Origin of the sequence: Accumulibacter sp., assembly GCF_023806565.1 — a bacterium.
In the GTDB taxonomy this organism is placed as follows: Bacteria; Pseudomonadota; Gammaproteobacteria; order Burkholderiales; family Rhodocyclaceae; genus Accumulibacter.
The window spans coordinates 1-14,075 of sequence record NZ_JAMTDV010000107.1; the positions used below are offsets into that span (position 1 = coordinate 1).

The window sequence follows — 14,075 nt, forward strand, 5'->3', positions numbered from 1 at the left end:
GTATCCTGCACCACTTCCCGGACGGGAAAACCAGCATCACGCAAAGAATGGCCCACCTCCATCGCAATATCTGTCTGGTCTTCGACTATCCGCGGATGACCCGTACCTCGCTTGGAAACGCCCAAGCGTGAGGCGCGGCGGAGAACAGATTTACCGCGGGCAGCGCTGTTTCGCTTTTCGGCTAGCCGACGTTTTCCGGGACAATCGCTGAACGGTATCGTCCGGCGATGTATTGGAGGCGTGGCTGAGATTGGCCAGACGGAACCCGGAGCGACGTCGGGAACTGCGGAAAGCGCCGAAAAAAAAGCGCGGCTCAGAGAGCCGCGCTAAATCCACACCAAAGGAGGAGGGTGGAGGAGACAACGGTAGCAGGCTGGAAAGCCCAAGTGCAAATCGATTGCGTTGAAAGAATTATGGCTCTTCCTACGTCAAAGGTCAAGTATTTTTTGTGCATTGCGCAATTTTTTTCTACGGACCTTCTGTCGAAAATTGTTGCGCACACAGAAATAATAAATGTTCAATGGCTTATCTCTATTAGAGGACATCGATTTCACAATAGGCAACGAGCTTTGCTTGTATTTAAACGGTTGCCACCGTCTTTAATGTTGCGTTGCAGCATCTTTCGGATACCCTGAACCACCGAACAGTGGCTACAATTCGTGTGCAGCCAGGGTTCGCTGCGTGCTGGCGGGTTGCGTCATCCCCGGCGCCCGGAAGGTCAGGAAATTGGCGCAAGCTGTCGCGGGGACAACGATAGGTTTGCCTGGCACGGTATGACGTTTGGTCGTGCCTGGCGGAAAAAGGAGGAGCAGAGCTTGGAATGCAAGGTGAAGTGGACCGGCGACGGGATGTGTTTCGTCGCCGAAACGGGCAGCAATCACGCGCTCGTGATGGACGGCGCTCCGGAAGCGGGCGGACGAAACCTGGCGCCGCGGCCCATGGAACTACTACTTGCCGGAGCCGGTGGGTGTACGGCATTCGACGTTGTTCTGATCCTCCAGAAGGGGCGTCACGCGGTCACCGGCTGTGAAGTGAGCCTGCAGGCGGAGCGCGCAGAAACCGAACCACGGGTGTTCACCCGCATTCATTTCCACTTCCGTGTCAGCGGAAGGCAGCTGAGGCCGGAAGCAGTGGCACGCGCCATCGAGTTGTCGAAAGACAAGTACTGTTCTGCGTCGATCATGCTCGCCAAGACTGCCACGATCACGCACGACTTCGAGATCATCGAAGCCTGACCAGCCGGCGCCCGCTACAAGTAGTAGGAGGTATGAGTCATCACGCGCGACGCCAGTTTCATCAGCGTCATGACGGGTACCGGCAAGTCTTTCGCACCGAGTCGCACGGCGGTCTCCGCATGCGCAATCTCGTCACGCCTCATCTGTTCGACGATCGCGCGCGAGCGATGGTCCTGATTCGGCAATTCACTCAGGTGATGATCAAGGTGCGCCTCGACCTGTCGCTCGGTTTCTGCAAGAAATCCGAGGCTCCACTGGTCACCGAGTTTGCCCGCCGCCATTCCGATGGTCAGCGCGCCGACGTACCAAAGAGGATTCAGCAGACTGGTTCGCCCGCCCAATTCGACAAGGCGGTTCTCTGTCCAGGCGAGATGCTCGGTTTCTTCGTTCGCCGCCGTTGCCAGCGCTTGCCGAAGCTCGGGGTCACGGCAGGTGAGGGACTGCCCCTGATAAAGAGCCTGCGCACAGACCTCGCCGACGTGATTGATCCGCATCAAGGCGCTTGCGTGCGCCCTTTCGACTTCGGATAACTCGGCTTCCGTCTGTTTGCTTCCGGGGTTCTCGCGAGCGCTCGTCGCCGGCGCAAAAAGCGTGCGCAAAGCCTTGTCAAACTCGATGAGGAGGCGGTCGGCATTCATGATGATACCTCTTGGCAGCGGCGCTTGCGGTGCCTACGCGGTCGCTTCGCTAATGCAATCGCAGCGACGGATGGCCGCCGCGGCGCAGCGCTTCGCGGGCTTCGTCCGCATCCCGCAGGACACTGGCGGTGGGACAGAAATACTCGGTATAGAGGGCTGCGTACTGCCGATTGAGCGTGTTGTCGCGAATCTTCAGCCACTGATCGTTACGCGCCCTGGCCCAGGTGTTGTCTGAACGGCCGAGAGCGTAAAGCCGACGTTCGGCAGTCAGGCAATTGATCGCCTCATAGCTTACGTTGCGCGCACCGGCCGAGCTGACGATCACCAGGCTAAAGCGCACGACGCCGTCGCTGGAGACAGTCAGCGAATTGCCGTCGATCATGAACTGGTTCTCGGTGGTCGCGCTGACCACGAACGGGATCAGATTCTCGGCCTGTGGGAATGGCGGCAATGGCTCTTCCTTCTTCTCGGGCCGAGTATCCTCGACTGCTTCACCGGCCGCCGCCGGCCAGGCTGCGACGGAAAAGGCAACTGTCGCGGCGACGGCGACCACCAGTCCAACGCCGACTGTTCTCGCTGGCAACCCCGGTCGGTGCTCGGCGCGATGCGCCGGCAGTATGGCCGAAAGCCTCATTTTCGGATCAAGATTTCTTCCGGGGCCGGGGCCGGAGATTGCGCAGGTGCGGGAGGATGCCGCGGCCGGCGGTGATCCGAGTTGAGAAAACGTGCCAATTCGTTCAACGCCTGTTCGTAGACGCGACGCTTGAACTCGATCACGGCATCGAGCGACACCCAGTAGGTGTTCCAGCGCCACGCATCGAACTCGGGATGGTCGCAAGCGCGCAGGGAAACATCGCAATCTCGCCCCACGAGGCGGAGCAAGAACCAGATTTGTTTTTGGCCGCGGTAACTGCCGCGCCATTCACGCCTTACCCAGTGCGTCGGCACTTCGTAACGCAACCAGTCCTTGGTCCGACCGAGAATGCACACATGCTCGGGCAGCAGACCGATTTCTTCATACAACTCCCGGTACATCGCTTGCTCGGGCGTTTCGCCCCGCTTGATGCCACCCTGCGGAAACTGCCATGAATGCTCTCGGATGCGCTTGCCCCAGAAGACCTCGTTTCTGGCGTTACAAAGAATGATGCCGACGTTCGGGCGGTAGCCTTCACGGTCAAGCATTTCTAAAACCTGAAAATCAATTAATTAAGCGCATTTTTTCACATTTTCCCGGGCTTGCAAAGCGTAGTCTGTCAATCGCTGCGGGTAGGTGCGGATTCATTCGCCAGGCCTCGCGCGTCACCGTTGTGCCTCACGGCACGATTGGCGTCACGGTTTCCTTGCCTGTCTAGTAGAATCGCTCTTTTCCCTGACGGCTGCACAACCATGCGCACATCCAGGTTTTTCATTTCGACGCTCAAAGAAGCTCCTGCCGACGCCGAAGTCATCAGCCATCAGCTCATGTTGCGCGCCGGGATGATCAAGCGACTGGCAGGCGGGATCTATACGTGGATGCCGGTCGGGCTGCGCGTCGTGCGCAAGGTGGAGCGGATCATCCGCGAGGAAATGAATCGCGCCGGGGCCATCGAGTTGTCGATGCCGGCGGTTCAGCCAGCCGAACTGTGGCAGGAGTCGGGACGCTGGGAAAAGTATGGCCCGGAACTCCTGCGCTGCAAGGATCGGCACCAGCGCGACTTCGTCATCGGCCCCACACATGAGGAGGTGATCACCGATGTCGTGCGCAGGGAGGTCAGGAGCTATCGCCAGCTACCCTTGCACTTCTACCAGGTGCAAGTGAAGTTTCGCGACGAAATCCGTCCCCGTTTCGGGGTCATGCGCGGCCGCGAGTTCCTGATGAAGGACGGTTATTCTTTTCACAGCAGTTTCGCCGATCTGCAGCGCGAATACCGTAACATGTTCGACACCTACACACGGATTTTCACTCGCCTCGGCCTGAGATTCCGCGCGGTCGCTGCCGACACGGGTTCGATCGGTGGTACCGGCTCGCACGAATTTCACGTCCTGGCGGATTCGGGAGAGGATGCACTGGCGTATTGCCGCGACTCCGATTATGCCGCCAACGTCGAGCTGGCAGAGGCACTGGCCCCGTCGGGAGGGCGGGCTGCCGCGGCAACCGGCCTGGAGAAGGTGGCGACCCCCGGGCGTACCAAGTGCGAGGAGGTGGCCACCCTGCTGGGCGTCCCGCTGCAGACGACGGTCAAGGCGGTGGCCATCGTCCTCGACTCCGCGGCCGATGGGCGTGGTCGCTTTGCCCTGATTCTGTTACGCGGCGACCACAATCTGAACGAACTCAAAGCGCAAAAGCAACTTGGCGACTTTCGTTTCGCACGCGACGACGAGATCGTTGTCGCTCTTGGTTGTCCCCCGGGCTACATTGGTCCGGTTGGCGTGACCGACCTCCCGGTTTACGCGGATCGCAGCGTCGCGGTAATGAGCGATTTCGTTTGCGGCGCGAACGAGTCTGGCTTCCATCTGGTCGGCGTGAATTTTCTGCGCGATCTGCCGGAGCCGACGATGGTCTGCGACTTGCGCAACGTGGTCGACGGCGATCCGTCTCCGGACGGCCGCGGGCAACTGGAACTCTGCCGCGGGATCGAGGTCGGGCACATTTTCCAGTTGCGCACCAAGTACGCCGAGGCGCTCAAGTGCAGCTTCCTGGACGAAAGCGGTCAGAGCCGGATCATGGAAATGGGTTGCTACGGCATCGGCGTCACGCGCATCGTCGGCGCCGCGATAGAGCAGGGGCACGATGAGCGCGGCATCGTGTTTCCGGAAGCGATCGCGCCGTTCGAGGTATGCATCGTTCCCATGGCGTACGCCAAGAGCGAGGCAGTGAGGCGCGTGTCGGATTCGCTGTACGCCGAGTTGACAGCCGCTGGCCTCGATGTTCTGCTCGACGACCGGAACGAGCGCCCGGGGGTGATGTTCGCCGAAATGGAGCTGATCGGCATCCCGCACCGCGTCGTGGTCGGCGAGCGTGGCCTTGCACAGGGAAAACTCGAATACAAGGGCCGTGTCGATCCGGAGTCGACGATGGTGCCATTGGCCGAGATTGGTGAATTCCTGAAGAAGCGACTATGCGTCGCCTGAAGGGACTGCTTGTCCTCCTGCTGCCCTTGGCGGCGTACGCCGGTGCGCAGAAATATGAACCGCTTTCGGCCAGCGTGCAGGCGGCACTTTCGCGATCGGTGTCGGATCGTGCACCACCCAGGAGCTCGTTTCGCGATTCGTTGGACGCGGTCGACTGGTTGGGCGAAATGTCGCGGCGTCTGGAAAAGCGCATTCCGGACCGGGAATCGCGCCTGGACTTCCTGCGCTCGGTTCATTATGAGGCAACGCGCGCGGGTCTCGATCCGCAGCTGGTGCTGGGCCTGATCCAGGTCGAGAGCGGTTTCAAGAAATACGCCGTGTCCGTTGCCGGCGCGCGCGGATTCATGCAGGTCATGCCGTTCTGGGTAAAGCTGGTCGGCGCGAGTGACGACAATCTCTTTCACCTGCGCACGAACCTGCGCTACGGGTGCACCATCCTGCGCCACTACCTCGACATCGAGCGCGGAGATCTCTTCCGCGCCCTCGGCCGCTACAACGGCAGTCTGGGTCAGCCCGAATACCCGAACATGGTGCGCACGGCCTGGCAGAACAATTGGTCGTATTCGCGGAGCAAACTGGCGCTGCGTTGACCGAAGCCGCCCGTTGGTGACGGCCGTCCCGGCAGGCGAATCAGCGGCGTCAGCGCATTCCCGGCAGCATGCCTTTGATGCCGCGCATGAATTGCGCCATGCCGCCACGGGAGAACTGCTTCATCATCTTCTGCGTCTGCTCGAACTGCTTGAGCAGGCGATTGACCTCCTGCACCTGTACCCCGGCGCCCAGCGCGATGCGCCGCTTGCGCGCCGCCTTGAGCAATTCCGGCCGGGCGCGTTCGATCGGGGTCATGGAATTGATGATTCCCTCGATTCTCGCGACCGCCTTCTCCTCGCCGCCCATCGGCAACTGACCGGCCGCCTGCGAAAATTGCGCGGGCAACTTTTCGATCATCGAGGAAAGACCGCCCATCTTGCGCATCTGGCCGATCTGATCCTTGAAGTCGTTGAGATCGAAAGTCTTGCCCGACTTCAGCTTCCTGGCGAACTCGATTGCCTTTTCCGCGTCGATGCCCTTTTGCGCGTCTTCGATCAGCGACAGCACATCGCCCATGCCAAGGATTCGCGACGCCATGCGCTCCGGGTGGAAAGCCTCGATACCCGAGAGTTTTTCGCCTATCCCGGCGTACTTGATCGGGCGACCGGTGACGTGACGGACGGAAAGAGCAGCGCCGCCGCGTGCGTCACCATCGAGCTTGGTCAGGATGATGCCGGTCAGCGGCAGCGCCTCACTGAATGCCCTCGCCGTATGGATGGCGTCCTGACCGAGCATCGCGTCGACAATGAAGAGCGTTTCGATCGGTTTGACCGCACGGTGGATCTCGGCGATCTCCCGCATCATCGCCTCGTCGATCGCCAGGCGGCCGGCCGTGTCCACGAGGAGGACGTCGTGGTAGTGCCGCTTCGCCCAATCGACCGCGTTGCGAGCAATGTCGACCGGCTTCTCGCTCGCCGATGAGGGAAAGAATTCGGCTCCCGCCTGGGTCGCGACCGTTTTCAACTGTTCGATGGCTGCCGGGCGGTAGACGTCGCAAGAAACGACGAGAACCTTCTTCTTCTGTGTCTCGCGCAATAGCTTGGCGAGCTTGCCGACTGTCGTCGTCTTGCCGGCACCCTGCAGGCCAGCCATCAGGACGACTGCCGGGGGCTGTGTCGCCAGGTTCAGTCCGCTGTGCGTGTCGCCCATCAGCTTCGTGAGTTCGCGGTGGACCACCCCGACCAGTGCCTGCCCCGGACTCAACGAGCCGATCACCTCTTCGCCGATTGCCTTTTCCCTGACAGCGGCGATCAACTCCTTGACGGCGGGCAGCGCGACGTCCGCCTCGAGCAGCGCGAGACGGACTTCGCGCAAGGCATCGGCGATGTTGCCTTCGGTCAGGCGCGCCTCTCCGCGCAGCGTCTTCATGACGCGGGCAAGGCGTTGGGTCAGGTTGTCGAGCATTTGGCTTCCGGCATGGTGTAAACTTTGGCGATGTCCGCCATTTTACTTCAGGTTCTGCCGCACATCGCTGCGGCACTGCTCTACGCGGTACTGGGCGTCCATTTCTGGCACACGCGCTGGCGTGAATCGAATCATGGGCTGATTACCCGGCCGATGCAGCCCTGGGAGCGTCTGAGCATTTTTTTTGCACTGACAGTGCAGGGTCTTGGCCTGTATCAGGGGCTGTTCGGCGCCGGTGGCATGCGCTTCTCGTTCAGTTTTGCCTTGTCGCTGATGCTCTGGCTGGCGGTTCTGATCTACTGGCTCGAGAGTTTTCGCTCACGCATGGATGGGCTGCAGCCGATGGTGCTGCCGATTGCAGCACTCTGCGCACTGGCGCCGGCGATCTTTCCCCAACTGCGGGAAGTGGCGCATGCCGGCGCCTGGGGTTTTCAACTGCATTTTCTGACGGCGATGCTTGCCTACAGCCTGTTTACGCTCTCGGCGCTGCACGCGGTCTTCATGGGCTTTGCCGAACGCAAGCTGCATCGGCGGGCTGTGAGCAAGAGCCTCGCCAGTCTGCCGCCGATTCTGACCATGGAAGCGCTGCTCTTTCGCATGATTCTGATCGCCTTTTGCCTGCTCACGATCGCGCTGGTCAGCGGCGTCATGTTCTCGGAAGCGATCTTCGGCAAGGCCATGGCTGTCGATCACAAGACCTTGTTCGCCTTCGCTTCCTGGGGGATCTTTGCCGCCCTGCTGATCGGGCGCCGCGCCTACGGTTGGCGCGGACGGGTGGCGCTGCGGTGGACGCTGGCCGGTTTTATGCTGTTGCTGCTGGCGTATATCGGCAGCCGCTTCGTCGCCGAGGTCCTGCTCGGCCGCATCTGAACCCGCCAGGCGTCAACCGCCCGCGCGAAGGTGCCGCTAGATTCGTGGCAGACTGAGGATGCAGAGAATGCCCGGTGAGTCGGGCGCTGTGTCGTAAGACCCGGAGAGGGCACCGACATAGCTCCTCTCCGAAATTTCTTCGTGATAGTAGCGCGAGGTGACGTCGAGGAAATACGCATCCGACTCTTGCAGCAGGTCGTTGCCAATGGTTCGGCTCCCGAGCCGAAGCGCGCCGCATCGATTCTGCATCTGGTCGAGGTAGGCTTCGTAGCGGCTGTCGGGTCGCCAGGCGTCTGGGGCACAGGCGCCGAGCACGACTGGAAGGAGGACGGTGACAAGTGCTTTGCCGATCGATCGGCTGTCTTGTCGGCGCTCGGGAGAGCGTAATCTGGGAGTGAGTCGAGACATGTCTGATTCTTTCGATTGCAGGCGTCGGGCTCGTCGCCGGCCCGACACCATGGAGCGGTTCTTGCCTAGCGTGGGACGACGCGCGCGTTCTCGCCGTTGCCTTCGATATAAATCCGTTGGCCTTTGTAGAGGCTCGAGTTGACTGGCTGGGTGACCGAAACCAGCACTCCGCTGCCGGTGCGGACGATGATCTGTTGTCCTGGAATCGGCTGATCATATTTCTTCTGGATTTCGTTGCCGGCGAAAGCGCCACCGACTGTCCCCAGCACCATCGCCACGTCGCGGCCGGTACCGGCGCCGATCAGGCTGCCGATGCCGAGGCCGGCAACGCCACCGATCACCGCGCCAACTCCGGCATGATGATTGCTGGCCAGCTGCGTCGGGGTGATCTGTTCGATCACGCCGCTGCGGATTTCCATCTGACCCGGTTGCTCTCCAGGGGAGGCGCAGGCGCTGACGATCACGGCAAGGGCCAGCGCGGACAGGTAGGACGAAACTTTCTGATACATGGAAAACTCCTTCGCAGGGTTGGTCAGTGGGAAACGATGGCCTCCGGCAAGTCGCCTGTGGTCACCAGCGCTGGGCAGTTTACCCCGGCGACTAGCAAAGGCAAAGGTGGGGGACGCGTGAGGGTAGTACTCGGCGCGACGAATTTCAATGCCCGAGCACAGGATAGCGCGCGTATCGGCACCGGTCCAGCGACTCAATCGGGCGCACCGGCGCCGGGGTGCCGCGCCCGGTAGGCGGCAACGCAATCGCGCAGCTTGTCGAAGAGCATGTCGCTGCCGAAGGTTCGCGTCAGTGCCAGACGATCCAGATCTTCGCGCAGGGCGCTGCTGACGTGCGCCAGGGCGAGGCGTACCCCCTTCTTGGCAAGCTCGTCGTGCAGGTCCGCCAGGGCGCCGGCTGCCGAGTAATCGACGCCGGTAATGGCACCGGCGTCGATCACCAGCCAGTTTACCTTTGCTGGCGAATCATGGACCAAGGCCCGTGCCTGTTCGCAGAAGTGGTTGGCGCTGGCATAGTAAAGATCGGCGCCGAACCAGAAGACGACCAGCCCGGGTTCCGCCTGTTGTCCCGGTGCCACGGGCAGCATGCGCCAGTTGTCGGCCGTGTCGCGCATCATCACGGCGGTGTTGGGCCGGTAGCCGCGACGCACGTGGTCGAGCAAGGAAAGACCGATGGCCAGCAGAATGCCATGTTCGACACCCAGCACGACCACTGCGGCAGCAGTAATCAGCGCCAGTATCCATTCCTCGTGCGATCGCTGATGCAGGTCGGCGAGCCCCTTCAGGTCCACCATGCGAATGGCAATCGTAAACACGATGGCGCCGAGCGCACTGATCGGCAGATATTGCAGCGGCCCGGTGAGGAGCAGCAGGACCAGCATCACCACCAGCATGGTCGACAGGTGCGCCAACTGACTGGAACCCCCGGAAGTTTCCACCATCGCCGTTTGCGTCGGGCTGCCATTGACGACAAAGGTTCCACTGCACGCCGCCGCAGCGTTGGCGGCCGCGAGCCCGAGCAGATCCCGGTTGCCGTCGAGCGACTGGTGATGCCGGGTAGCATAAGCGCGGGACGTCACCGCACTCTGCGAGACGATCATGATGAAACACGCGCCGGCGATCGGCAACAGATGGACGACCAGCGACCAATCGAGTGCGGGCAGCGACAGACGCGGCAGTCCCCCGGCGACTGGTCCAATGACATCGATGCCATGCGCCGAAAAATCGCCGGCGGCGCTGGCGGCGATCGCGGCAACCACGGCGATCAGCGCGCCCGGAAGATGCGGCGCAACACGCCGGAGCACGAGGATGACGGCAACGACGCAGGACGCAACGGCCAGCGTCGGCAAGTGTGCCTGCGGAAGTTCACGAAGGACCGACCAGAGCTGCCCGAGCGGCTGGTTGCTGGTCACCGGCACACGCAGCATTTCGTTGAGTACCGCGATGCTGACCTGGATACCGACACCGGAGAGAAAACCCACCAGCACCGTGCGTGAGAGGAAATCGGAAAGGAATCCAAGCTTGAAAAGGCGTGCCAGCAGCAGGAGTCCGGCGGTCAGCAGCGCCACCAGTCCCGCCAGCGCCAGGTAATGCTCGCTGTAGCGAGGGGCAAGACCGGAGAGGCCTGTGGCGAGTATCGCTGCCGTCGCCGAGTCCGCTGCGACCACCAGATAACGCGAAGATCCGAACGCGGCAAACGCCAGCAGGGGCAACAGCAAGGTGTACAGGCCGGTCACCACCGGCGTCCCGGCGATCTTGGTGTAGCCAAGGGCCTGCGGCACATTCATCGCCGCCAGCGTGAAGCCGGCCAGCGCGTCGCGCATGGCGGCTTTCCTTTCGATCGGCAGCAGGCCCTGGAACAGCGCCAGGCGATGCCGGTTCGTCGTCGAGATGTCCGTTTCCATACTGTCCTTCGTCTTCACTGTCTGATCGATCGCGGAAGTCTTGCCAAAGATCGTGGTACCAGCTGGCGGTGTCTGGAGTAGACCGTCAACCGCGAGAGGGCCGACCCCGATCGGCTGCCACGGCTTGCGCGATCCGTTGGAAACTCTGCGACCACCGCCGCCAGGCCATGGCGCATTGCTCGCAAGGTCCGCAACCCGGCGCTGTCCTCGATATGGTTCGGCCACAAGCGTTCGCAGTCGTCAGCGTCGGCCGCCACCACGGAAACCTCCGCCGAAACGGCCGCCAAAGCCGCCTCCGCCGAAACGGCTACCCCAATCACCACCGCCAAAGCGATCGTCGCCACCACCCCAGCCGCCGCCGAAACGATCACCGCCGTTGTCGCCCCAGCCGCCGCGACCCTGGTAATTGCTGCGCGCCTGCTGTTCGCGATCTGCCCAGGAGGTGTCGCCGGTCGCCGACTGCCAACCACCGGCACCGTGCTGTTGCCAGCCTCCATCGGAATTTCGGTAGACATTCCCGTCGGCGCCGGCGTAGTGGTCTCCGAACAGGCCGCTGGACGTGTAACTCTTGCTTTGCCCGGTCTGCGCGTCATAGGCAGTGACCGTATGCTGCGCGCCGACGCCTTCGGGACCGGCAGTGGCAGTGGCCGTCTTGGATACCGAACTACCTTGCGGACCGGTCGCCGAGAAGCTCGAAGCGTAGGAGCGCTGCCCGGTGTAGGTGTTGTAGGATCCGCCGCGCGCCACGTTGCCGCTCGTCCCGCCGGCAGTGTCGAAAGTTCGGTCGTAGCCGCGCTGCGCCTGTCCCGTATAGGCATTGTAGCTGCGGCCCGCCGCGTAGCTTCCGGTGGTTCCCGTGCGCGTGTTGGTATAGCTTCCGGCAGCCGCAGTCCCGATCTTGCCGTCGGCGTTGGCGTACCAGGTTCGACTCCCCGCATAGACGGTGTTTCCCCAATGTCCGTAGACGTTGGCACTGGCCGAACCACAGCAGGGGTAGCCCCAATATCCGGGATGGTAATACGCGCCGCCCCAGTAAGGAGCTGCCCAGGCGGCAGTCGCCAGACCGAGGCCGAAGCCAAAGCCGAAACCGACGTACGGGTTGTAGATCGGAGCGGCAGCCAGTCCCCAAGTGTAGGGAGCGGCATACCAGACCGATCCTATCCACGGCGTGTAGGCGTAGCCGGTGCCATAGACGACGACGCCATCCGGTGCGACGACGGTACCCAGATAGCCCGGCGTGTAGCCTACATAGGCGACCTGGCTGTCGGCACCGTAAACGTAGACGTAGGTGACGTAATGCAAGGGCGAACTGGCGGGAATTTCGTATATTACGGGCGGCACACTGTTGGCAACGAGCCAGGGGCCGGTGAGCGCCGGAGCCGTGAACCAGATGCCGGCCTGAACCGCGTAGAAGGCCTGCGGGCCCACTGCGATGATCGGCACGGACGAATTGGCGACGTAGCGCAACGGCGTTCCGTCGATCGGCTGGAACTGCGGCGCACCATCGAGTACCGGTGTGAACTTTGGTCCCTTGGTCAGCGGAACGGTCGCAGTCTGCGGAATCGAGTTGGCGATCAATGCCTCCTGCGCTTGCGGCGTTCCCGCGATCGAGGCGAGAACCACGCCGGCCGGCGCATTCCGCGGAATGCGGCTGAAATCCGGGGGCAGGGCAGTGGACGGAACGAAGGTCCAGGGTCCGCTCAGGCCGGGCGCGCGATACCAGCGCCCGGACAACAGCGTGTAATACTCATTGTTCGCAGTATTCACCAAGACGTCGGCCGTGGTGTTTTCGGCCCAGAGCAGACCGGTTCCGGTGATCGGAATGAAATTCGGCTGACCCTGAAAAACGATCAGTTCCGCCGGAACCTGACTCAGATAAATCGTCGGCACGCCACTGCTCAGGGAGGGACGCGGTTTCGCCTGCGGACCGCCATCCAGCAGGTCGACGACACCCTGTTTGGCGAGGCGTTGGGCGAGTTGATCGAGTCCCGCGGGAATTCCGTTCGCCAGGGACCACGGACCGTCGAGCGAGGTCGAGCTCAACCAGCCATCGAAGACATGCAGGTACCAGCGACCTGCGAGTCCGGTTCGCACAATCAGGGCCTGGGTGTTGATGATTCGCTCGACACTGCTGCCGGGGACTGTCTTGATGTTCGGGCTGCCGTCGACGGGAACCAGGATTGCCGGCGTAGTGCTGACGATCACCCGCGGTGGCTCGTTCTTTACCGTAACCGCCTTGGCACTTACGGTTCCCGCGGCGGCCAGCTCGCCCTGCAGAACGTCCAGCGGCATCGTTGCCATGACCTTTGGCAACTGCGCGCGCAACCGCGGCAGGTACGCAAGCCCCTGATCGGCAAGTGTGGGAAATCTGGCCTCGGTCAGGTCGAAGTCGTCCAGCGCAACCGTTCGCGTCTGCCGATCGACGCCGGTACGCGCGGTGCCACGGATCACGCCAAAGGTGGCGTCGCTCGATCCAGCCGTCTTCAATGCAACCGCGGCACGAAAACTCAGCCTGTTGCCTTGCCAGCCATCCACTTGTGGCAGGTAAACCAGCGCCGTCGCATTCGCCAGAGCAAGCTGGCGCGGCCAGCCACTGGCAGGCGCGGGTGGTGTCGGCTGCGTCGCGGCCACGGGCGGAGTCGCCTCGAGTGCCGGATCGACGTCGAGCGGCGCCAGCGCATTGCTCATCTCCGGGACATTCGTCGGGGATCCCGACTGCGGCGTGGTGCAACCCAACGGGCTGACGATGGCTCCGACGAGCAGGCAGGCAAACAGGCGGGGCTTCGGCATGGCTTCGATCCTTTTTGCTGAGAAACGGCAGGCAGTCGTTTTGGGCGGGAGTATGTCTTTGTCGGCCTGGGTCGTCAATGAGACGTCTCGCCGGCCAGCAGTTCTCATTTCAAACCCACGGAACGCGGGTGTTGGCGGAGGAAGGTTGGCGGAGGAGGGTTGGCGGACTTGGGAGATCAAGCGGGAGGGGAGTTCTGTCCTTTCTGAAAAGAATGCTGGTAAACAGTTAGTTATGGTGTTAACCTCGAACTTGATCGAAGTTTTGATGATTTTCAGGTACCCGGACCATTTCGACCGTTGCCCCCATCGCCGCGCCGAGAGCCCCGCCGTCGCCTTGATCGAGAAGATTCGGGAGGCATTCCGGGCTTTGTCCGACGGGCGTCAGCAGAGCAACGCCCGGCGCTATGAGAGGGAGGATGCGGCGCTGTCGGCCTTCGCCGTGTTTTTTTCGCAAAGCCCGTCGTTCCTCGATAGCCAAGTCCGGATGCAGAAGCAGTTGGGGCGGAACCATGCCTCTTCGTTGTTCGGGGTGCATGAGATTCCCTGCGATAACCAGATTCGCAATCTGCTGGATCCGGTGCCGCCGGAAGCGGTGTACCCGGTTCTGGCCGAGAT

The 14,075-nt window shown here is 62.1% G+C and carries 12 protein-coding genes and 1 pseudogene; 5 read left to right on the top strand and 8 right to left on the bottom strand.

Features of this window, described 5'->3' with window-relative positions:
* Window positions 1-815 precede the first annotated feature (815 nt).
* Window positions 816-1,235: an OsmC family protein gene (locus NFV80_RS12075; protein ID WP_295329056.1), complete on the top strand. Its 420-nt coding sequence runs from the start codon at window positions 816-818 to the stop codon at window positions 1,233-1,235.
* A 14-nt stretch (window positions 1,236-1,249) separates the two neighbouring features.
* Here the strand turns inward: NFV80_RS12075 and coq7 are convergent, their stop codons facing one another.
* The 3 genes from coq7 to NFV80_RS12090 are packed head-to-tail and all read right to left on the bottom strand — an operon-like array spanning window position 1,250 to window position 3,055.
* Window positions 1,250-1,873 carry a 2-polyprenyl-3-methyl-6-methoxy-1,4-benzoquinone monooxygenase gene (gene coq7 / locus NFV80_RS12080; RefSeq protein WP_295329058.1) on the bottom strand — a complete coding sequence of 208 codons (624 nt, stop codon included), beginning with the start codon at window positions 1,871-1,873 and terminating at the stop codon, window positions 1,250-1,252.
* A gap of 49 nt (window positions 1,874-1,922) precedes the next feature.
* Complete coding sequence (locus NFV80_RS12085) at window positions 1,923-2,507, bottom strand: CNP1-like family protein (protein WP_295329061.1); 585 nt, start codon at window positions 2,505-2,507, stop codon at window positions 1,923-1,925.
* On the bottom strand, window positions 2,504-3,055 hold the full coding sequence (locus NFV80_RS12090) for an RNA pyrophosphohydrolase (protein ID WP_296758785.1): 552 nt from the start codon (window positions 3,053-3,055) through the stop codon (window positions 2,504-2,506). The genes NFV80_RS12085 and NFV80_RS12090 overlap by 4 nt, the downstream gene beginning before the upstream one ends.
* 204 nt (window positions 3,056-3,259) lie before the next feature.
* Here NFV80_RS12090 and NFV80_RS12095 point away from each other — a divergent pair, with 204 nt between their 5' ends.
* On the top strand, window positions 3,260-4,984 hold the full coding sequence (locus NFV80_RS12095) for a proline--tRNA ligase (protein ID WP_295328996.1): 1,725 nt from the start codon (window positions 3,260-3,262) through the stop codon (window positions 4,982-4,984).
* Window positions 4,972-5,574 carry a lytic transglycosylase domain-containing protein gene (locus NFV80_RS12100; RefSeq protein ID WP_295328993.1) on the top strand — a complete coding sequence of 201 codons (603 nt, stop codon included), beginning with the start codon at window positions 4,972-4,974 and terminating at the stop codon, window positions 5,572-5,574. Before NFV80_RS12095 ends, NFV80_RS12100 begins: the two co-directional genes overlap by 13 nt.
* A 49-nt stretch (window positions 5,575-5,623) precedes the next feature.
* Here the strand turns inward: NFV80_RS12100 and ffh are convergent, their stop codons facing one another.
* Window positions 5,624-6,979, bottom strand: a complete 1,356-nt coding sequence (ffh, locus tag NFV80_RS12105) for a signal recognition particle protein (RefSeq protein WP_296758788.1) — start codon at window positions 6,977-6,979, stop codon at window positions 5,624-5,626.
* Window positions 6,980-7,009: 30 nt separating this feature from the next.
* Between ffh and ccsA the strand changes: the two genes are divergently transcribed.
* The gene (gene ccsA / locus NFV80_RS12110; protein ID WP_295324850.1) at window positions 7,010-7,849 is read left to right on the top strand and encodes a cytochrome c biogenesis protein CcsA; all 840 of its coding nucleotides are present in this window, start codon (window positions 7,010-7,012) and stop codon (window positions 7,847-7,849) included.
* Window positions 7,850-7,885: 36 nt separating this feature from the next.
* Here ccsA and NFV80_RS12115 read toward each other — a convergent pair whose 3' ends face one another.
* From NFV80_RS12115 to NFV80_RS12130, 4 genes are all read right to left on the bottom strand, one after another.
* A complete protein-coding gene (locus tag NFV80_RS12115; RefSeq protein WP_295324846.1) occupies window positions 7,886-8,257 on the bottom strand; it encodes a hypothetical protein in 372 nt (123 codons plus the stop codon).
* 65 nt (window positions 8,258-8,322) lie between these two features.
* Window positions 8,323-8,766 (bottom strand): glycine zipper 2TM domain-containing protein, encoded by a 444-nt coding sequence (locus NFV80_RS12120; protein ID WP_295324843.1) that lies wholly within the window; start codon window positions 8,764-8,766, stop codon window positions 8,323-8,325.
* Between the two features lie 194 nt (window positions 8,767-8,960).
* Window positions 8,961-10,670 (bottom strand): SulP family inorganic anion transporter, encoded by a 1,710-nt coding sequence (locus NFV80_RS12125; RefSeq protein WP_295324856.1) that lies wholly within the window; start codon window positions 10,668-10,670, stop codon window positions 8,961-8,963.
* Window positions 10,671-10,910: 240 nt separating this feature from the next.
* Entirely contained in the window at window positions 10,911-13,460 is a 2,550-nt protein-coding gene (locus NFV80_RS12130) for a hypothetical protein (protein ID WP_296758792.1), read from the bottom strand.
* On the opposite strand from NFV80_RS12130, the pseudogene NFV80_RS12135 reads away from it, so the two are divergent.
* Window positions 13,459-14,075, top strand: a pseudogene (locus NFV80_RS12135) (hypothetical protein); the annotation flags it as partial. The gene NFV80_RS12130 and the pseudogene NFV80_RS12135 sit on opposite strands and share 2 nt — an antisense overlap.